The organism is Rhizobium leguminosarum bv. viciae, from assembly GCF_012276115.1.
In the GTDB taxonomy this organism is placed as follows: domain Bacteria; phylum Pseudomonadota; class Alphaproteobacteria; order Rhizobiales; family Rhizobiaceae; genus Rhizobium; species Rhizobium leguminosarum_T.
In genome coordinates, this window is sequence record NZ_WIEU01000021.1 from 41936 (window position 1) to 62153 (window position 20218).

The 20218-nt window shown below is 63.4% G+C and carries 18 protein-coding genes; 10 read left to right on the forward strand and 8 right to left on the reverse strand.

From position 1 onward, the window contains the following. Window positions 1-62 precede the first annotated feature (62 nt). Window positions 63-1109, reverse strand: a complete 1047-nt coding sequence (locus tag GFM02_RS27690; RefSeq protein WP_072642410.1) for a substrate-binding domain-containing protein — start codon at window positions 1107-1109, stop codon at window positions 63-65. Window positions 1110-1344: 235 nt separating this feature from the next. On the opposite strand from GFM02_RS27690, the gene GFM02_RS27695 reads away from it, so the two are divergent. The 10 genes from GFM02_RS27695 (at window position 1345) to GFM02_RS27740 (ending at window position 12521) form a co-directional block, all read left to right on the forward strand. Further along, on the forward strand, window positions 1345-2829 hold the full coding sequence (locus GFM02_RS27695; protein WP_168323413.1) for a sugar ABC transporter ATP-binding protein: 1485 nt from the start codon (window positions 1345-1347) through the stop codon (window positions 2827-2829). Next, window positions 2826-3887 carry an ABC transporter permease gene (locus tag GFM02_RS27700; protein WP_168323414.1) on the forward strand — a complete coding sequence of 354 codons (1062 nt, stop codon included), beginning with the start codon at window positions 2826-2828 and terminating at the stop codon, window positions 3885-3887. The genes GFM02_RS27695 and GFM02_RS27700 overlap by 4 nt, the downstream gene beginning before the upstream one ends. A gap of 17 nt (window positions 3888-3904) precedes the next feature. Next, complete coding sequence (locus GFM02_RS27705; RefSeq protein WP_168323415.1) at window positions 3905-5302, forward strand: LLM class flavin-dependent oxidoreductase; 1398 nt, start codon at window positions 3905-3907, stop codon at window positions 5300-5302. Between the two features lie 140 nt (window positions 5303-5442). Beyond that, on the forward strand, window positions 5443-7053 hold the full coding sequence (locus GFM02_RS27710; protein WP_168323416.1) for an ABC transporter substrate-binding protein: 1611 nt from the start codon (window positions 5443-5445) through the stop codon (window positions 7051-7053). 40 nt (window positions 7054-7093) lie between these two features. Next, entirely contained in the window at window positions 7094-8083 is a 990-nt protein-coding gene (locus GFM02_RS27715) for an ABC transporter permease subunit (protein ID WP_168323417.1), read from the forward strand. Next, window positions 8080-8913, forward strand: coding sequence for an ABC transporter permease (locus tag GFM02_RS27720; RefSeq protein ID WP_168323418.1), 834 nt, complete (start codon window positions 8080-8082; stop codon window positions 8911-8913). The genes GFM02_RS27715 and GFM02_RS27720 overlap by 4 nt, the downstream gene beginning before the upstream one ends. After that, window positions 8910-9704: an ABC transporter ATP-binding protein gene (locus tag GFM02_RS27725; protein ID WP_168323419.1), complete on the forward strand. Its 795-nt coding sequence runs from the start codon at window positions 8910-8912 to the stop codon at window positions 9702-9704. Before GFM02_RS27720 ends, GFM02_RS27725 begins: the two co-directional genes overlap by 4 nt. Beyond that, entirely contained in the window at window positions 9701-10480 is a 780-nt protein-coding gene (locus GFM02_RS27730; protein ID WP_168323420.1) for an ABC transporter ATP-binding protein, read from the forward strand. Before GFM02_RS27725 ends, GFM02_RS27730 begins: the two co-directional genes overlap by 4 nt. An 11-nt stretch (window positions 10481-10491) precedes the next feature. Further along, entirely contained in the window at window positions 10492-11586 is a 1095-nt protein-coding gene (locus GFM02_RS27735) for a pyridoxal-phosphate-dependent aminotransferase family protein (protein WP_168323421.1), read from the forward strand. Between the two features lie 71 nt (window positions 11587-11657). Then, window positions 11658-12521, forward strand: coding sequence for a glycerophosphodiester phosphodiesterase (locus tag GFM02_RS27740; protein ID WP_205930490.1), 864 nt, complete (start codon window positions 11658-11660; stop codon window positions 12519-12521). Here GFM02_RS27740 and GFM02_RS27745 read toward each other — a convergent pair. The 7 genes from GFM02_RS27745 to GFM02_RS27775 all read right to left on the reverse strand — a co-directional run bounded on the left by GFM02_RS27745 (window position 12518) and on the right by GFM02_RS27775 (window position 19830). After that, window positions 12518-13342: an inositol monophosphatase family protein gene (locus GFM02_RS27745; protein WP_168323423.1), complete on the reverse strand. Its 825-nt coding sequence runs from the start codon at window positions 13340-13342 to the stop codon at window positions 12518-12520. The two genes, GFM02_RS27740 and GFM02_RS27745, sit on opposite strands and share 4 nt — an antisense overlap. Beyond that, window positions 13342-14346 carry a LacI family DNA-binding transcriptional regulator gene (locus GFM02_RS27750; protein ID WP_168323424.1) on the reverse strand — a complete coding sequence of 335 codons (1005 nt, stop codon included), beginning with the start codon at window positions 14344-14346 and terminating at the stop codon, window positions 13342-13344. Before GFM02_RS27750 ends, GFM02_RS27745 begins: the two co-directional genes overlap by 1 nt. Next, a complete protein-coding gene (locus GFM02_RS27755; protein WP_168323425.1) occupies window positions 14330-15109 on the reverse strand; it encodes a glycerophosphodiester phosphodiesterase in 780 nt (259 codons plus the stop codon). Before GFM02_RS27755 ends, GFM02_RS27750 begins: the two co-directional genes overlap by 17 nt. Then, a complete protein-coding gene (locus tag GFM02_RS27760) occupies window positions 15109-16164 on the reverse strand; it encodes an ABC transporter ATP-binding protein (RefSeq protein ID WP_168323426.1) in 1056 nt (351 codons plus the stop codon). The genes GFM02_RS27755 and GFM02_RS27760 overlap by 1 nt, the downstream gene beginning before the upstream one ends. Continuing rightward, window positions 16164-17006, reverse strand: a complete 843-nt coding sequence (locus tag GFM02_RS27765) for a carbohydrate ABC transporter permease (RefSeq protein ID WP_026264655.1) — start codon at window positions 17004-17006, stop codon at window positions 16164-16166. The genes GFM02_RS27760 and GFM02_RS27765 overlap by 1 nt, the downstream gene beginning before the upstream one ends. Before the next feature lie 2 nt (window positions 17007-17008). Continuing rightward, entirely contained in the window at window positions 17009-18310 is a 1302-nt protein-coding gene (locus GFM02_RS27770; RefSeq protein WP_168323427.1) for a carbohydrate ABC transporter permease, read from the reverse strand. A 173-nt stretch (window positions 18311-18483) separates the two neighbouring features. Beyond that, window positions 18484-19830, reverse strand: a complete 1347-nt coding sequence (locus tag GFM02_RS27775; RefSeq protein ID WP_026264654.1) for an extracellular solute-binding protein — start codon at window positions 19828-19830, stop codon at window positions 18484-18486. Window positions 19831-20218: the final 388 nt, after the last annotated feature.

Genomic DNA, 20218 nt, shown 5'->3' on the forward strand with positions numbered 1-20218 from the left:
CTCCAAAAAGATGATCCGGCGGGAGCCGCACGCTTCCGCCGGAAGGATCGAAATGCGAGTTCTCAGAACAGCTTGTCCGGGATCCAGCTAGCGGTCGCCGCATCGCTCGTGCTGAAGGCCGGGATCTTTTCGGCCAGTTCCTCGATCGTCTTGACGCCGGCCGCACGCAGGCTTTCCTGCGTCAGAAGCGTCGGCTTCACGGTGATTTGGTGGGGAACTGTCTGCCCGGCGATTTCGAGTGCTGCGGCGCGAATGGAGACGGCGCCGACGACGGCGGGATTGGTCGCGACGGTCGCGACCCACGGGCTGCCCTCCTCGGTGATTTCCTGGATATCGGCCGTCGAGACGTCGGCCGAATAGATCTTGAGCTTGCTTGCTATGCCGAGATCGTTGGCAGCGAGCTTCACGCCGCGGGCGAATTCGTCATAGGGGGCGAAGACGACCGATATATCGGGATTGGCGGTGAGCACGGCCTTCGCCTGATCGGCGGTCGAAGTCGCCGTCGTGTCGCTGACATTGCCGAAACGGGCCTTTTCGACCACGCCTTTATTGTCCGACTTGAACTTATCCCAGACTTCGTTGCGGCGGTCGAGCGGCGCAAAGCCCGCGACGTAGACATAACCGGCGTTGAAGCTGTTGCCGTTGTCCTTCACTACCTGTTCGAGCGCCAGTGACGCGAGTTCGTGATCGCTCTGCTCCACCTGCGGAATCTTGGGATTGTTGAGGTTGACGTCGAAGGCCACGACCTTGATGCCCTTGTCGAGCGCCTGCTGCACGACGTCGCCGAGCGATTCCGGCAGGCCATGATCGATGACGATGCCGGAGACGCCGAGATTGATCGCCTGGAGGATCTGTTCGCGCTGCTCGGCGGCATCCTGCCGGCCGGGGAAAATGCGCAGGTCGATATCCAGCGCCTTGGCCTGGGCTTCAGCCCCTGCCTGGTAGGCCTGGAAGAAATCGCCGGCCGAGATGTAGCTGATCAGCGCTACTTTGACGCCGCCCTTGTCGAAAGGGGCAGGAGCGCCGGACAGACCGTCGGCTTTTGCGCCTTGAATGAAAATGAACGGAATGACGGCAGCAGACAGTGCGAGCCGTGCGAGGGATTTCATCGTCGCGTTCCTTTTAGCAATCGGGAGCGTCGTCTGACAGGTCTGGCAGCCCTCGCGACGCGTCGGATTATTAGATATAATCTCTATGTTTTTAGTAGAGTAAATGATCCGATTTTACGGGCTGTGGGAGATTCTTTGTTTCCCCAGGGCCGTTCGCCGGGGAAAGCCGTGCCTGGAGTTCGGCCGCCCGGACAGGGCACACTCCGGCTTCGATTGCAGTCCCGGACCTTTATCGATGCCGCTTCTTCACATTGAAAATATCACCCGCAGTTTTGGGTCGACGCGGGCACTTGCCGGCGCTGATTTTTCTATGGAACGCGGCGAGATCGTGGCGTTGATGGGTGCGAACGGCGCGGGCAAATCGACGCTGGTCAAGATCCTTTCCGGGGTGCTTCCGGCCGATGGCGGCATGGTCAGTCTCGATGGCCGCGCCTTTGCGCCGCGTAGCCCGGCCGAAGCAGCAAGGGCCGGTGTCGTCACGGTGCATCAGTCGACGGATCTCGTCGGCGCGCCCGGTCTGACCGTTGCCGACGCGCTGCTGCTCAACCGGTTTGCCGATCGCAGCACACCCTTCTTCGTCTCGCGCGCCGGCATCCGCCGTGCCGCGCAGTCCATGCTCGATGCCGCCGGCTTCACCCTGCCGCTGGACCGTGATTTCGGTGACCTCGCCAGCGCCGATCGGCAGCTGGTGGCGATCGCCCGGGCGCTTGCCAACCGCGCCGACCTCCTCATCCTCGATGAGCCGACGGCGAGCCTTTCCGGAGAGGAAAGCCGCCGCCTCTTCGATATTCTGCTGAAGCTTCGCAAGCGCGGACTGGCGATCCTCTATATCTCGCACCGCACCGCCGATCTCGAAGCCATCGCCGACCGCGCGCTCGTCATGCGCGGCGGTCGCGTCGTCGGCACCTTCTCACGGCCGATCGATTTTTCGAGCGCCATCGAGACGATGATCGGCCGCAGACTGGATGCGGCCCGGCCGGATGCGCGGCCCGCGACCGGATCGGCGATTTTCGAGATGCGTAATGCCCGTTTGTTCTCTGGGGCCGCCTCCTTCGATCTGTCATTGCATGAGGGCGAGGTGGTGGCGGTGACCGGTGTGCTCGGCGCCGGCAAGAGCCGGCTGCTGTCGGCGATCTTCGGGGTGACGGCGCTTGCCGATGGTGCGATGTTCCTTGGCGGTCGGCCCTACCGGCCGAAAGGCCCCGCTGAAGCGATCGCCGCAGGTGTGGCGATGGCGGCCGAAGATCGTCATCGCTCCTCGCTGATGCCGCCGGCATGGCCGGGCCATTCGCTGTCGGCGACCATCAGCCTGCCGCATCTTGGCAAATGGTATCCGCGCGGTTTCCTTGTCGGCGGCCGCGAGCGACGCGAAGCCGAACAGGCAATCGCCCGTCTCGGCATCAAGGCCGCAGGCCCGCTCGCTTCGATCTGGTCGCTCTCCGGCGGCAACCAGCAGAAGGCGGTGATCGCCCGCTGGGAGGCGGAACCGAGCAGGCTGCTGCTGCTCGACGAACCCTTCCAGGGCGTCGACGTCGGCGCCCGTCACGACATCATCCGGGCAATCCGCGCCCGCAACGATCGGGCGACACTGATCGCGACCTCCGATCCGGAGGAGGCCTATGAGGTGGCCGACCGCATCCTCGTCATCGACCGCCACGTGTTGAAGGCCGCTGCAGGCGGAATTGCCGCTCCTTCCGCCATTCAGGGAATATCCGCATGACGACGATCGATGACGACACTCTTCCGCAGGCAAGCGCCCGGCCGAAGGCATCGCCGCAAGCCGATAACGGCCGTCTCGCAGCCCTCGGGGCGTTCCTGCGGGCGGGCGCGGTGTTCATCCTGCTGGCGCTGCTCATCGTCGGCTTCACCATTGCCCAACCCGCCTTCATCAATATCGCCAACCTGATGAGCATCCTGCAGGCGGTGTCCGTCGTCGCCATTCTCGGCGCCGGCGTCACCGTCACGCTGGCTGTCGGCGGTTTCGACCTGTCGATCGGCGCGGTCGCCGCATCGAGCGTGATGGTGGCGAGTTACGCGATGATCGTCTGGCACCTTGATGCCTATGCGACGGTGCCGCTGGTGCTTGCCTTCGGCGCCCTGGTCGGCCTCGTCAATGCCTTCCTCATCGTGCGCCTGAAGGTGCCGGACCTCCTGGCGACATTGGCGATGATGTTCCTGCTCTCCGGCCTGCAGCTGATCCCGACCGCCGGCCGGTCGATTTCGGCCGGCCTCACCCTGCCCGACGGCTCGAAAGCCACCGGTGCCTACGATCCGACCTTTTTGCTGATCGGCCGCTACAGCATCCTCGGCACCCTGCCCGTTGCCGTGGTGCTGATGGCGGTAGTCGCCATCGCACTCTTCATTCTCACCGAACGCACTCGCATCGGCCGGCTGCTGTTTGCGACCGGCGGCAATGAGATCGCGACCCGGCTTGCCGGCGCCTCGACGGTGCGGCTGAAGACGCTCGCCTATGTAATTTCAGGCACGCTGGCATCGCTCGGCGGCATTGTCATCGCCGCCCGCGTCGGGCGTGGTGATATCTCGTCCGGCGGCTCGCTGCTGATGGATTCGGTCGCCGCCGCGCTGATCGGTTTTGCCGTCTTCAACCTGCGGCGCCCAAACGTGCTCGGCACCATTGCCGGCGCGGTCTTCGTCGGCGTGCTGCTGAACGGCCTCACCATGCTGAACGCCCCCTATTACACCCAGGATTTCATCAAGGGCGCCGTGCTCGTCGGCGCGTTGGCGCTGACCTACGGCCTCGGTCGCAGCAATCCCTAATTCCAAGGAAGAAAGACATGACCCGCGAAATCAGGCTGAACGCCTTCGACATGAATTGCGTCGGACACCAGTCGCCGGGGCTCTGGCGCCATCCGCGCGACAAGTCCTCAACCTACAAGGATCTCGACTACTGGGTGCATCTGGCAAAGACGCTGGAGCGCGGCAGGTTCGACGGGTTGTTCATCGCGGACGTGCTCGGCGTCTACGATGTGTTGAACGGCAATGTCGATGCTGCACTTCGCCATTCGGCGCAGGTGCCGGTCAACGACCCGCTGCAGCTCATCCCCACCATGGCCTACGAGACCGAGCATCTCGGCTTCGGGCTGACGGCATCGCTCTCTTTCGAGCATCCCTACACTTTCGCCCGCCGAATCTCGACTCTCGATCACCTGACCAAGGGGCGCGTCGGCTGGAATATCGTCACCTCCTATCTCAATAGCGGCGCGCTCAATATCGGCCAGCCCGCACAGACCAAGCATGACGATCGCTACAACCTCGCCGAGGAATATCTCGAGGTCTGCTACAAGCTCTGGGAGGGAAGCTGGGAGGACGGCGCCGTCGTTCGCGACCGCGAAACCGGCATCTTTACCGATCCCGACAAGGTCCATCCGATCCGCCATTCCGGCAAGCACTTCAACGTGCCCGGCATTCACTTGAGCGAACCTTCGCCGCAGCGCACGCCGGTGCTCTACCAGGCCGGCGCCTCCAGCCGCGGCAAGGACTTTGCCGGCGCCCATGCCGAATGCATCTTCGTCGCCTCTCCATCGAAGGCGGTGCTGAAGCGTTACGTCGCCAATGTCCGCGAGGCGGCCGAACGCGTCGGCCGCAACCCGCGCGAAATCCTCGCCTTCAACCTGCAGACCGTGATCCTCGGCGAGACCGATGCGGAAGCGCAGCGGAAGTTCAACGAATACCGCAAATACGCCTCGTTCGAGGGCGCGCTGACACTGATCTCCGGCTGGACCGGCATCGATTTCGGCCAGTTCGGGCCGGACGAGGTGCTACGGCACCGCCATACCAATGCGGTGCAATCGGCTGTCGAAACTTTCACCACCATCGATCCCACCAAGGAATGGACGGTGCGCGAAATGGCCGACTGGGTCGGCATCGGCGGTTTCGGCCCTGTTTTCGTCGGCTCGCCGCAAACGGTCGCCGATCTGATGCAAGAATGGATCGAGGATACCGATGTCGACGGCTTCAACCTTGCCTATGCCGTGACGCCAGAGAGTTTCGAGGATGCCGTCGATCTGCTGGTGCCGGAACTGCAAAAGCGGGGCGTCTACAAGACCGACTACGCCAAGGGAACGTTGCGGGAAAAACTTGGGGGAGCGGGGCCGCGGCTCGTCGCGCCGCATCCGGGGGCGGCCTATCGGAACCTCGCCGGAGAACCGGTCAGGCTTGCCGCCGGCGGCTGACCGGCACGCCTTGCTCAGGCGAATGCGCACAGGGCAGAAAAATATCTCGCCCGGCTCGCGCATTTGAATTTAATATCCGTCGCACTGATCTTTTCGCTTCGAATATAGTCTGGCGAATTGTTCACCGATCAGGAGGGGTCATGACCGTATCATTTATATCGCGGCGCACGCTGATGAAGGGCACTGCCCTGCTCCTTGCCTCGACGGCGCTCGCCCGGCAGGCGCTTGCGCAGACGGCGCCGGGCGGCGGTCGGCTGATCGTTGCGGCCGATTCCGAGCCGAAGAACCTCAATCCCGCCATCGTCGCCTCGAACGGCGTCTTTTTCGTCGCAAGCAAGGTCATCGAGCCGCTGGCCGAAGCGTCGTTCGACGGCAAGGACGGGCTTTCGCCTCGCCTCGCCACCTCCTGGGAGGGTTCGGATGACGGCCTTTCCGTCACCTTCAAGCTACGCGACGGCGTCACCTGGCACGACGGCAAGCCGTTCACCTCGGTCGATGTCGCCTTCTCCGCGCTCAATATCTGGAAGCCGCTGCAGAATCTCGGCCGCCTGGTTTTCGCCAATCTCGAAGCCGTCGATACGCCTGACGATTACACCGCCATCTTCCGCTTCTCCAAGCCGACGCCATTCCAGCTGATCCGCAACGCGCTGCCTGTCGTGACCAGCGTCGTGGCCAAGCATATCTTCGACGGCACCGATATCGCCACCAATCCGGCTAACAATACGCTCATCGGCACCGGGCCGTTCAAATTCGCCGAACACAAGCCTGGTGAATATTACCGGCTGACGCGCAATGAGAGTTACTGGAACAAGGACCAGCCGAAGCTCGACGAAATCGTCTTCCGCGTGCTGCCCGATCGCGAGGCGGCGGGTTCGGCGCTCGAAGCCGAAGAAATCCAGCTTGCCGCCTTCTCGGCCGTGCCGCTGGCCGATCTCGACCGTATCTCGAAGGTCGCCGGCATCAAGGTGATCTCGAAGGGCTATGAGGCCCTGACCTACCAGCTCGTCGTCGAGATCAATCATCGCCGCAAGGAGCTTGCCGATCTCAGGGTGCGCCAGGCGATCGCGCAGGCAATCGACAAGAAATTCGTGGTCGACACCATCTTCCTCGGCTACGCCGCCGCCTCCACCGGTCCCGTGCCGAAGAATGCGCCGCAGTTCTACACGCCGGATGTCGCGGCCTATGATTTCAACCCTGCCGCCGCCAACGACATCCTCGACCAGGCCGGATACAAGCAAGGGGCAGACGGCAACCGATTCACGCTGAAGCTTCGCCCCGCGCCCTATTTCAACGAAACCCGCCAGTTCGGCGATTACCTTCGCCAGGCGCTGGCCGTCATCGGCATCAACGCCGAGATCGTCAATGCCGATGCGGCCGCGCATCAGAAGGCTGTTTATACCGATCACGACTTCGATCTCGCCGTCGGCCCGCCGGTCTTCCGCGGCGATCCGGCGATCTCCACCACCATTCTCGTCCAGTCCGGCACGCCAGCCGGCGTGCCCTTCTCCAATCAGGGCGGCTACGTCAATCCAGAGCTCGACAAGATCATCAAGCAGGCCTCGGAGACTGTCGACGCGGCGGCGCGCACCGATCTCTACCGCAAGTTCCAGCAACTCGTCGCAGCCGATCTGCCGCTGATCAACGTCGCGGAATGGGGTTTCATCACCGTCGCGCGCGACAGCGTGCTCAACGTCGCGGACAATCCGCGCTGGGCCGTCTCGAACTGGGGCGATACGGCGCTGCAATCGTGATAGGATCGGCGGCAATTCTCTTCGAGAGGCCCTGTCCGGCGTGAGACGTGCAATCATCCTCCTGAGGCGCAGGGCGATCAGCAGCATTCCGGTGCTGCTGATCGTGGTGATCTTCACCTTTTTCCTGCTTGAATCCGCCTCGGGCGATGCTGTCGACGCCTATCTCGGCTCGATCGGCGGTGGCGATGCCGCACTTAGGCAGTCGCTGCGCGAGAGCTACGGCCTCGACCAATCGATGTTCGCGCGCCTCTGGCTCTATCTTTCCTCACTCGCACGCTTCGATCTCGGCTGGTCGGTCGCCTTCGGCCGGCCGGTCGGTGCGCTCATTGCCGAACGCCTGCCGAATACGCTGCTGCTGATGGGCAGCGCGACGGCGCTATCCTTCGGCCTCGGCTCAGCGCTCGGCATCCTTGCCGGGGCGCGGCCGGGCGGTCTGCGGGACCGGCTGCTGTCGATCGGCTCGCTGATCGTCTATGCCATTCCGAGCTTCTGGCTCGGTCTGGTGCTGAGCATTGCTTTCTCGGTGAAGCTGCGCTGGTTTCCGATCGCCGGCGTCGAGACGATCGCTTCCGGCAAGACAGGATTTTCGCGCGCGCTCGATATCGCCGATCATCTCGTTCTGCCGGTCGGCGCGCTGGCGCTGATCTATCTCGCCTTGTTCCTGCGGGTGATGCGCAGCGGCATGGCCGAGGCCTGGAAGCTCGATTTCGTGCTCTTCGCCCGGGCCAAGGGTCTGTCGCGGAGCCGGATCGTGCTGCGCCATGTCGCCCGCAACGCGCTGCTGCCGCTCGTCACCATGCTCGGGCTGCAATCGGCGGCCATGCTCGGCGGCAGCGTGGTGATCGAGAGCATCTTCGCAATTCCGGGCTTCGGGCGGCTGGCGCAGGAGGCGGTCAACGGCCGTGACGCGCCGTTGTTGATGGGCATCATCGTCACCAGCGCCGTCCTGGTTATCTCGGTCAATTTCCTCGTCGATCTCATCTATGCCGCACTCGACCCGCGCATCGGCGCATCGGAGGGCGGCGCATGAGCTGGCTGCGGCGACTGCTGCGCACGCCGGAAGGTGCTGCAGGATTTGCGATCCTTCTCGTCCTGCTTTCGGCCGGGCTGCTCGCTCCCGTTATTTCGCCGGGCGATCCGCTGAAAATTGCCGGCCACGCCCTGCTGGCGCCATTCGCCGATCCGGGTTTTCCGCTTGGGACCGACCGTCTCGGCCGCGACGTGCTGGCGGGCCTGCTCTATGGTGCCAGAACCTCGCTTGCCGTTGGCCTGGCGGCGGCGTTTGCGGCCATGGTGCTTGGGCTCTGCGTCGGCCTTGCGGCCGGTTTTGCCGGCGGGCTCGTCGACGAGGCGCTGATGCGCGTGGTCGACGCCTTCCAAATCGTGCCGGCTTTCCTGCTCGCCCTTGCTTTCGTCAGCACCATCGGCGTCTCGACGCCGGTTGTCGTCCTTGCCATCGCACTCGGCACCTGGGCCGATCCGGCGCGGTTGACGAGAGCGCAGGTGCTTGCGATCCGCGAGCAGGATTATGTCGCCTCGGCAAGGGTGATCGGCATGCATCCGGCCGAAATCGCCTTCCGGGAAATCCTGCCGAATGCATTGCCGCCGGTGCTGGCGCTTTCGGCCACCATCGTCGCCGGTGCGATCCTCACCGAGGCAGCGCTTTCCTTCCTGGGTCTCGGCAATCCCAATATCGCCACCTGGGGTTCGATGATCGCCGAGGGCCGCAGCGTGTTGCGTTCGGCATCCTATCTCTCGGTCATACCGGGTGCGGCACTCGCCGTGACCGTGCTCGGCGTCCATCTCCTCAGCGAGGGTCTGGGCAAGGCGCTTGGCGACAATGGCGCGAGGGCGGCATGAGCGGGACTTTTTTGAGCCTGCGACAGCTTTCGGTCACCTATGGGCGCGGCAGCAGCGGTGCGGTCGCGTTAGACGATATCGATCTTGATATCGTCGCCGGCGAAAGGCTGGCGATCATCGGCGAAAGCGGCTCGGGCAAGAGCACGCTTGCCCGCGCGCTTGCCGGTCTGCTGCCGGAGGGAACGAAGGTCGGCGGCGAGATACTTTGGCCCGGCCTTGGCCATCCGCCCCGCCCAGGCCGCGATTTCGCCTTCGTCTTCCAGGATCCGGGCTCCAGCCTCAATCCCGTTTTGACGATCGGCGAACAGATCGCCGAGGGCGCCAAGCGCCATCTCGGACTCAGCTGGAAGCAGGCCTATGTTGGGGCCGAGGAATTGCTCGGGCGGGTACGGATACCGCAGCCTGACAAGGCGATGCGGGTCTTTCCGCATCAGCTCTCCGGCGGCCAGCGCCAGCGCGTGGCGATTGCCGCAGCCATCGCCGCGAGGCCTGCGCTGCTGATTGCCGACGAGGCGACCAGCGCGCTCGACGTCGTCGTCCAGGCCGAGATCGTCCGCCTGCTCGACGGGCTGGTGCGCGAGGACGGCATGACGCTGCTCTTCATCACCCACGACATAGCGCTGGCTTCAGGCTTCGTCGATCGCATCGCCGTTTTCCGCAATGCGAGGCTGGTCGAGGCCGGCCCCGTCCGTTCGGTGCTTTCGGCGCCCAAGAGCGACTATACCGCCGCCCTGATCGCCAGCCATCGCGATCTCGCGACGCCGCCGCTGATCGCAGAGGTGCCGTCATGAACGACAGGCTGCTTTCCATCGAAAACCTGTCGAAAGGTTTTTCGTCTGCGGGACGCCGGATTGTTGCTCTCGATAATGTGTCGCTCACCATCGCGGCCGGGGAAACGCTCGGTCTCGTCGGCGCCTCCGGCAGCGGGAAATCGACGCTATCGCGCATTCTGCTGCGGCTTGTTGCTGCCGATGCCGGCTCGATTCGTTTCGAGGGAGAGGATTGGCTCGCGCTGAATGGTGCGCCTTTGCGCCGCCGGCGGGCGCGTATGCAGATGGTGTTTCAGGATCCGCTCGCCGCTTTCAATCCGCTGGCGAGCGTCGGTGCAGTGCTCGATGATCCGCTTCGCATCCACGGCGTCGCAAAAGACCGGCGCCCCAGGGAGATCGGTGAGCTGCTCGATCGTGTCGGCCTCACCGCAGATCATGCCGCCCGTCCGGTGCGGGCACTCTCTGGCGGCCAGCGGCAGCGTGTAGCGATTGCGCGGGCGATTGCGACGCGGCCCTCGCTGCTGGTGCTCGATGAGGCGGTGTCCGCGCTCGACGTTACCGTGCGCGGCAGGATCCTGGAGCTTCTGGTTGATCTCCAGAAAGAACAGGGCATTGCCTGTCTGTTCATTTCGCACGATCTTGCCGTGGTCCGCGCCGTCTCCCACCGCATCGCCGTTATGGATGGCGGACGGATCGTCGAGACCGGACCGGCAGCGGCGGTCGTTGCCGCGCCGCAATCGGCCGCCGCCCGCGCACTCGTTGCCGCCGTCCCCCGTCTCGTGACCGATCCTTGCTGAAGGAAGTATCCATGTCCGATCTTGGTTGGAATCCCCTGCATGGCGTGCCCTCCTATCCCGCAGAACGCTACGCCGTCCTTGCCGACAGGATCGGCGGTATCTTGCGCAGCCGCAACGACATATTGCTGGTGCAGGCCGAGGCGGTGGTGGCGCTGGAGGCGGCGGCGGTCAGCCTTGCGCGCCCCGGCCTTTCAGCACTCAATATCATCACCAGCCCCTATGGCGGCTGGTTCGGTCAATGGCTGCGGCGGGGTGGCGCGGCGGTCGCCGATATCGTCGCCGAACCGGGCCTGCCGATCGAGATCGAAACAGTCGCCAAAGCGCTCCAGACGGGTCCGAAGATCGATGTTCTCGCGCTGGTGCACGCGGAATCCGCAAGCGGCATTCTCAACCCCCTGCCCGAGATACTGGCGCTTGCCCGGGCTCGCGGCATCGTCACGGTTGTCGACGCGGTCGCATCGGTCGGCGGCCATCAGCTCGATGTCGACGGTCTCGGTATCGACATCGCCGTGATCGGGCCACAGAAGGCGCTCGGCGGTCCGGCTGGCGTGTCCGCGCTTTCGGTCAGCGGCAGGGCCTGGGATTTGATCCTCAGTGACGGCGCACCGCGCGATTCGATCTTGTCTTTGGCCGATCTGAAGACTTGGATCGACGGCGGCCGGCGTGGCCTGCCGGGAACACCGGCGCCGCTGGAATTCATCGCGCTGGAGACGGCGCTCGACCGCGTCGAGGCCGAAGGCCTGGAGAATGTCGTCGCCCGCCATGCGCTGGCGGCATCGGCGACACGGGCGGGGCTTGCCGCACTCGGAACCCCGGCATGGGTCCCTGCAGCAAGGGCTTCGAACCTGGTGACGGCGGTACCGGTGCCGGAGGCGCTGGCGCCTGCCGCGCTGATCGCAGCCGCTGGGCAGCTCGGGGTCGAGCTGAGCGAAGGCGTCGGAACCGCGCTGGCCCGTCTCGTGCGGCTGAACCATACTGGTCCGCGCGCCGCATTCCAGACGGTGCTCTCGAATGTCGTAGCGTATGGCGCGGCCCTCAGGCAGGCCGGCCATCCCTCGGACATAGCAGCCGCTTCGGAAGCGATATCCTCGGCCTATAGCCGATGAAAACCGTATTCGGCTCTTGATCATCACGGTTCGTCAGGGCAGGAATGTGGCATCGCGGAGACTTGGTGCAGATGACGAGATTGCTGGATGCGCAGGGGCTGGAGATTTCGCATGAGGGGCATCGGACCCGCCTGAAATGGCACCGCTTGCGCAAGCGGTTTTCCGACCCGCTGTTTTCCGCCGAGGTGATGGCGGAGGGCTTTGCGGCGGGCGCCTCGATGGAGCTCGATCTGCGCGTGCGTGCCGACGGCGGTTTCGTCGTGCTGCACGACAAGGAACTCGAAGGCGAGACGACAGGACATGGACCGGTCGCCGAAAAGAGCGTCAGTGACCTCAACGATATCAGGATGCAAGAGCGCGACCGGCCGCTGATCCTTAGCGAGGATCTCGCTGCCATGATGCAATCGACGCATCCAGCCGCATTGCTGCAATTCGACATGAAGGACGACTACGAAGCGATCGGCGCCAGCGGCGTCGCGCATTTGGCCACGCATTTCCGCGATATCGCCGCCTCGGTGATCGTCAGTGGCGACAGTCTCGACCTCATCGTCGCGGTCAAGGAGAAGCTTCCCCATCTCCTGCGCGGCATCGATCCGACCAACAAGCTCTACGATATCAGGATGGCCAACGGCTGGAAGGCGGTGGAGACGGAACTGCGCGCTGACCTCAGCGGCCCGACCGAACCGGACACGATTTATCTGCACTGGCCGCTGATCCTTGATGCCGCCAATGCGGGGCTGGATATGATCGCGCTCTGCCAGGACGAAGGCAAACGTGTCGATGCCTGGACCTTCACCCTGAAGGATCCGGAGGCCGGTTTCAGCGAAGGAGAATGGCGGAGCTTTTCGGCGCTGATGGCGCTCAAGCCGGATCAGATCACTACTGACGAGGCGCCGGCGACAGAACGCGCCTGGCGCCGGCGGATGACGGCTTAGCCGGGAGCCGCCGCCAACCCTTCGATGTCGAGGATGAAGGCAAACTCGCCGGCAAGCCCGGGCGAGCAGGCAATGACTGGTCCGCCGTTCATAAGCAAACTATCGACCGGCGGCATCGCCACCACAGCGCCGGCCTCTTCGGCGATCAGCGCGCCGGCGAGCATGTCCCAGGCATTGAGGTGGCGTTCGTAGTATAGATCGGCAGCCCCCTCGGCGACGCGAACGAGGTCGATCGCGGCCGCGCCCATGCGGCGATAATCCATGCCGCGTTCGTGGAGCCGCCGCGAGAGCGCGAGATGGTCGTCGAAGCTCGTCTTGCGGGAATGGCCGAGAATGACAAGCGCATTGACCGGATCGACGGTCGCAGCCGCATGCACCGGAAGCCCGTCCTTGAAGGCGCCGCCGCCGCGGACGGCGTGAAAGACTTTGTCTCCGGCGGCGTCGTAGACCACGCCGATCTCCACCGTGCCGCCGACGACGAAGGCGATCGAGACGCCCCAGTGCCGGAAGCCTCTGATATAGTTGGTCGTGCCGTCGATCGGATCGACGACCCAGGTGCCGCTCTCGCCCGACCGTCCGCCGCCTTCTTCGCCCATGAAAGTGTCATCCGGAAAGCGCGAGAGCAGCCCCTCGCGGATCGCCTGCTCGGCCCTCCTGTCGGCGATGGTGACGAAATCCTGCAATCCCTTGTTCTCGACGGCAAGCGAGCCGGGGTCGGAGTCGTGCCGAAACCGGGCCGTTTCCCGCCCGACTTCGAGGGCAACGGTGATCGCGGCCTCCGCCCGTGCGCGGATGGCGGCGGCGTCGAAAGCGGCATTCATCAGGCAGTCCTTCTTCTAATCAGTGTCACCGGCGTGAATTCGACACGCGCCGTCAGGTCCGGCTCGACGATGCGGCTCATCAGCAGGTCGACCGTCTTTTCGGCCTGGACATCGCAGGGTTGGCGGATGGTCGTGAGATCGTAGGCGGTCCAGCTCGCCTGAGGAATGTCGTCATGGCCGATGATGGAGAGCGGTGGCGCATCATCCCGGCCGAGGCCCTGCATGACGCGGTCGATGACGCCGCAGGCCATGTAGTCGTTGGCGCAAAACAGCCCGTCTATGCCGGATGCGGCAAGTTCGGCTGCAGCATCGTAGCCGCTCCGGTAGTCGTTGATTCTGACCTGCAGAAACTGCGCCTCGACGCCGAGCTGCTTGCAGCGTGCGATGAAGGCCTCGCTGCGCCGCCGCGCCGTATAGGATATGGCAGGGGCGGCCATCACGGCGGGCTTTCGCACGCCGCTATCGATCAGGTGGGTGGCGGCGAGATGGCCGGCCATGCGATCATCGGAGATGATGCGGTCGACGAAGGGAATGTCATTGCCCTTGTTGATCAGCACGATCGGCACGCCCTCGGCTGCGCATTGCTCGCAGATCTCGGTCGGCGGCGCGTCCGAGGTGACGATGACGCCAGAGACGGCGTAGTGCAGTAGCTGGCCGATGACCGTCGAGGTATCGGCCTCCAGCGAGGTCGGGAGCAGGATGGGGCGGAAATTGCGGGCGAGCAGCACTCTTGCCAGATTTTCGATCTGCAGCGTGCGGAACGGATTGTCGAGGCCAGCGGCGACGAGGCCGACGAGATCGGAGCGTTTGTTGGTGAGGCTTCGAGCAAGATAGTTCACCCGGTAGCCGAGTTCCTTGGCGGCCTGATAGACCTTCTCGCGCGTCTTCGGCGAGACGCTGGCATCCGGCGTGAAGGCGCGCGACACGGCGGCGCGCGAGACGCCGGCCACACGCGCCACGTCGAAGGAGGTTACCTTGCGCGGTCCCTTATCCTTGTCTGCCAACTGCTTTTTCCTTGACCGCCGATGGCCGCATCAGATCGGGCAGATCCGTGCAGATGCCGAGAACCGGAAGCTTCATGAGGTCATCGAGAACAGCCGGCCGTTCCTCGTGCCAGAGCACGATCTCGCGGCCCGCATCGAAGGCGCGGCGCCTTAGCGCGTCGGTCACCAGATCCTGCGGACGCTCGCCAGCCCTCTCCCAGCAAAGATGCAGGATATCGGCGCAGGCCTCGTCGCCGAGCGCGTGCGGATCGTGACCGACCCGGATCAGCACCGAAAGCGGAAAATCGCAGGCCGCGTCGCTAAGTTCGCGTACCTGCGCCGTGTCGAAAGAGCCGAGACAGGCGAAACGCTGGTTCATCTCGGCAAGGTGCTGCCAGCAGCGAATGCCGGTCCCAGGCGCCTTCAGTTCGACATAGAGACCTGTCCCGGTCTCGCGGCCGAGCGCGGCCACCTCCGAAAAACTCGGCACGTCGACGCCGTCGAGGCCGGCGAGCTCTGCCGCCGTCATCTCGGAAATGCGGCGGTCGATGCCGAAGACGCGCTCGAGGTGATCGTCATGCGAGACGACGACCACGCCGTCCCTGGTCAGCTGCGTGTCGAGCTCCCACATTTCCGCGCCGAGTTCGGCGGCGCGGCGAAAAGCAGCGATCGTGTTCTCGCGTTCATGGCCGCTGGCGCCGCGATGGCCGATGCAGAAGGGAAGTCGGCCCTTGCCCAATGGCCAGCCGTAACGCTCGAAAAATGCAGAGAAATCGCGGGTCATCAGAGCCTCCTGCCATTTTCGTCGAAGATGAACACGCCGCGGCTGTCGATCGCCCAGCGGACGTCGTCGCCCACATGGATATCGCTGCGCACCGGCTGGATCGAGCGCAGCAGCGGTCCGCCGGCAAGAGCCACGTCGTAGAGGTTTTCGCGGCCCTGCGTTTCGGCAAAGGTGACCTTGCCCGGTACGGCGATGTCGCCTGCCGGCGTGAAATGCTCCGGCCGAACGCCGAGCATCAGCTTGGTGCCGTCGGCGGCACCGACAGAATCCGGCAGCGGCACGCGGATCTCGCTTTGCGGGATGATGAAGGCGCCCTTGTCCACGACGCCACGCAGGAAGGTGATCGGCGGATTGCCGAGAAAGCCGGCGACGAAGGCGGTCTTCGGATCATTGTACATTTCGGCCGGCGTGGCGATCTGGACGATCTCGCCTTCCTTCATGATGGCGATGCGGTCGCACATGCTCATCGCCTCCACCTGGTCGTGGGTGACGAGAATGGCGGTGATGCCGGTTTCGCGTTGCAGGCGGCGGATTTCCGAGCGCATTTCGAGGCGCAGCTTGGCATCGAGATTGGCGAGCGGCTCGTCGAGCAGCAGCACATCGGGCTTGCGGATCAGCGCGCGCGCCAGGGCCACGCGCTGCTGCTGGCCGCCGGAAAGCTCGGCCGGCCTGCGGCCCATCAGGTTGCCGATGTGAACGAGGGTGCCGATGCGATCGACTTCCTTGCGGATTTCGGCGGCCGGCATGCGCTTCACCTTCAGCGGAAAGCCGATGTTTTCGGCAACCGTCATGTGCGGATAAAGCGCATAGGACTGGAAAACGACGCCGACATTGCGGGCCTGGCTCGGCAGGTCCGTGACGTCGCGGTCGCCGAAGAGGATGCGCCCGCCGCTCGGCCGGTGGATGCCGCAGACGGAAAACAGCGTCGTCGATTTGCCGCAGCCGGAAGGGCCGAGCAGCGCCAGCATCTCGCCGTTGCCGACTTCGAGCGTCATGTTCTCGATGACCTTGGTGGAGCCGAAGCTCTTCGAAAAATTGTCGAGGAGGATGCGCATCAGCCTTTGCTCCCGCCGCCATAGATGTTCATGAGGTATTTGTTGAAGAGCGCGTAAACAATCAGCACCGGAACGAGGTAGAAGACGCCGACCGCTTTGAACATGTTGAAATCATAGTTGTTGTCGTCGGCGAGGAATGCCGCGAGATAGACCGAAAGCACCTGCACCTGGTTACCAGGCGCCAGCACCTGCGGCAGGATGAACTCGCCCCAGCCGGAGAGGAAAGAGAAGAGGCCGAGCGCCATGATGCCGGGCTTGACCTGCGGCAGCACGAGGCTGCGCCAGACCCGGAAGCGCGAGGCGCCGTCGACGACGCCGGCCATTTCGATTTCCCACGGCACCGTGTCGTAGAAGCCCTTCATCAGCCAGATGCCGAGCGGCAGGTCGATCGCCGCCTTCACCAGGATGACGCCGATCAGCGAATTATAGAGGCCGATCATCTGCAACACGATGAAGATGGCGATGATCAGCGTCACCGACGGAAAGGCATGCAACACCATGACGCCGGCAAGGAAGAAGCCGCGCGCCGGCACGTTCAGCCGCGACAGCACGTAGCCCGCCATCGACGAGACGATAAGCACGAGGCTGGTGGTGCAGGCAGCAAAGAGCAGCGTATTCACAGTCACCTGCCAGATGTTCGCCTTGCCCTCCGTCGTCTGCCACAGGAAGCGCCAGTGATTGAGCGTCAAGCCCGAAGGCAGCAGCGCGTCCGCCTGCTTCACGGTTACGGTGTCGAGGAAGAGATAGACATACATCAGCAGCAGTGGCAGGCTGACTATAGTCAGCGCCGTGATGACAGGCCAGCTGCGGTAATTTGCCGAGGGCTGCGATCGTTCGGCCATGGTCAATCCTCGATCAAAGGCTTGGCGACAAGCGTGCCATAGCTGAAGACGCGCAGATAAAGGAGCGACATCGCCACGCCGATGACGACCAGCACCAAGGCCATGGCGGCACCCAACCCGTATTCCAGATTGCCGGCATAGTTCCTCAGCGCAGTGTGATAGGCGGAGAGCGCCCAGACCTCAGTCGCATTACCCGGTCCGCCATTGGTCGCAAGCAGGATTTCATTGAAGGAGGCAAGCAGCGACAGCGTCTGATAGCAGGTGACGAAGAGGATCGGCCAGCGCATCTGCGGCAGGATGATGTAGCGGATCTGCTGCCAGCGCGAGGCGCCGTCGACCTCGCTCGCATAGAACTGGCTCTTCGGAATGGCCTTCATCGCCGAAGAAAAGACCAGCATGCCCATCGAGGCGCCGATGAAGCCGTTGATCAGCACGACGAAGAACCAGGCGTTGTAAGCGTTATCGAGAAGATAGTTCTTCGGCGGATAGCCGAACTTGCCCATCAGGATCGAAATGAACCCGGTGTCCCAGGCGAGCCACTTCCATAGCATCACGTAGATGACGACAGGGGTGATGCGCGGCAGCAGCCAGATGCCGCGGAAGATCGAGGCTGGCGTCGGCGGCATGTAATGCGTCCAGATGGCCAGCAGCAGCGCATAGCCGACATTGAACAGCATCAGCACCAGTGCGACGTAGAGCACGGTATTCAAGAGGACGCGCGCCATATCGGGTGACGTGGTCATGCGCGAGAAATTGTCGGTCGTCCAAACCCAGCCGGTATAAGTGGCCTTGGCGACCGTTTCCTTCTGCTCGGGTGTCAGTTTGAACCCCAGACTGTCCAGTGCCGAAAAGAGCTGTTCCTTGCTGTCGAAGCGGGTGTTGAGGACGGAGCGGTTGAACTGTTCGGAAATCTGTTTGACGTCGCGCGTCGAAGGCCGGTCGGCGAGATCCTTGATCATGCGCTCGACGTCGCGGCGCGCCGTGAACACCTCACCTGCATGTTTGGCGCGCAATTCCGCGGCAATCCCCGGTGTAAGCCCCAGGCCCTCGACGGCTTTGAGGCCCGCCTCGTCGATCGTGTAGCGTGGTTCGGCCATTTCGGCGGCAATGTCCGGTATTGCCGATTTCAGCGCGATCAGGGAGTTGGGCGCGATCTGGTAGACACCGCCGGAAATTCCGGTCGCCGTCGTCATGCTGGTCATCGAAAAGACCGCCGTCAGAACGACCGGCATCAGGAAGAAAAGAACGATCATGATCGCCGCAGGCGCGATCATCACCAGTCCGAGCGTTCTGGACGATTTCATGGAAGCCTCCTCGCGGACCGACCGGGCAGCGTTTCCGCCGCCCGGAAGAGTGCTTCGATCCTAGAGCATGATGCCGAAACGTGTGAGCGGCTTTCGGACGACATCATGCTCTAACCCTTTAATTTAGAACAGGATTCAGATTTCAGGCCGAGCCGGCCTGATATCATCCTGTTCTAACGGATGACGATCTTGTCGCCGAGCGTGCTCTTCAGCTCGCTTTCGGCGTCACCGATCGCGGCGTCTACGGTCTTGGCGCCGGTCCAGGATGCTTCGAGGTTCTTCCACATGATGTTCCAATATTTGCCGAAATCGGAATTGTTCGGCATCGCATTGGCATGCGGCAGCAGGCGCTCGGTGGCTTCGCGGGTCCAGCGGTCAGCCGAGTAGAAGTCGACCGTGGATTCCGACTTGGAGATGCCGAGATGGGCCGATTTGACCGCATGCAGCGCGTTGGTGCGCGGCTCGGAAGCGATCTTGACCAGCTGGGCGGCGATCTCGGTGTCTTCCTGATCGTGACCTGCGGTCAGCAGGTAGACGAGCGGATGGGTCAGCGTGTTGGCCTTGCCGCCTTCGCCGGCGGGGATCAGCGTGAAGATCACGTTGCCGAAGAAGTCCTTCAGGCCTTCCTGGTTGACGAGGCGGGCGTAGTGCCAGGTGCCGCCGTCCCAGATGCCGGCCTTGCCGGTGGCGACTTCCTTCCACCACTGGTCGCCCGGCATGCCGATGTGGTTCTTCTTGGTGACGCCTGCCTTCACGGCATCGGCGAAGAACTGATAGGTGCGGGTCATCGCGGCTTTGTCGAAAACGAGCTTGCCGCCTTCTTCCATCGTGCCGCCGAAGCTGGTGTAGAACTGCCAGTAATCAGGACCGTTGCTGGTGCGTGGATAAAAACCGTAGCCGGCCTGGACGAGGCCCTTGTCCTGCATCTTCTTGGCGTCTTCGAGCAGGTTCTTCATGGTGTACTTGCCGTCCTGGACGCTCTGCGGCAACGCATCCAGATCGGCGTCGCTGTAACCGATCGCCTTCATGTAAGGCTTCCAGAAGAACATCGGACGGGATTCGGCGTCCTGTGGGATGCCGTAGACGGTGCCGTTATAGGACGCGATCTGCAACAGGTTTTCATAGATGTCGCTGAGCGGCCAGGAGTCGAGATCGACATAATCCTCGATCGGAACGATAAGGCCTGCCTGCGACCATGGCGCGATGTCTTCATGGCCGCTGACGACGATGTTCGGGGCGGTCTTGGCTTCGGCGGCGAGGGTCAGCGCCTGCTTGAAGTCCTCCCAGGCCGAATAGGGCTTCTTCTCGACGGTGATCTTCAGCTCTTCGCCCTTGAGGGCGGCTTCGCGTTGCAGCTGCTGGGCTGCGATCTCGATGGCGTCGAGGCGATAGACGTCGTTCGGGCCGGTGCCGCCGGCCCAGACGCTGATGTGGACGTCCTTGGCGAGTGCAATTGCGGAGGTCGAAGCCAGGATGGCGGCTGCGACGGCAAGCGATTTCAATGTCGGCAAAATGGTCATCTTCTTCATCTCCCTGGAAGAGCAGTGTGAGGCCTCTTGACGGGTCATCACTGTTGCGTGACGGCCGTTCCGAAAACCCCACGAAAACGTGGCGTATCCCGCTCTAGGGGGCGAACGTAACGGCCGAATGACAAAATTGAGCACGTGTGCAAAATTATTATGACGATGTTCTCGACGTGGTCAATTGCCGATGCAAAGATCAGTTCAGCTGAAAGTGGAATTCGACATCGACAGCGCTGACGTCAAGTCCGTCGTCGCAACAGCGGCCTTGCCACAATGGCACCCCCAGCCTCAAAGCCCCGACATTCCGCTCTTGCCTGTCTTTTGTCGATCGGCTAATAATTGTGCCGGAGCAATTTCAAGAATGGAGGCGTGCAATGACAGATAT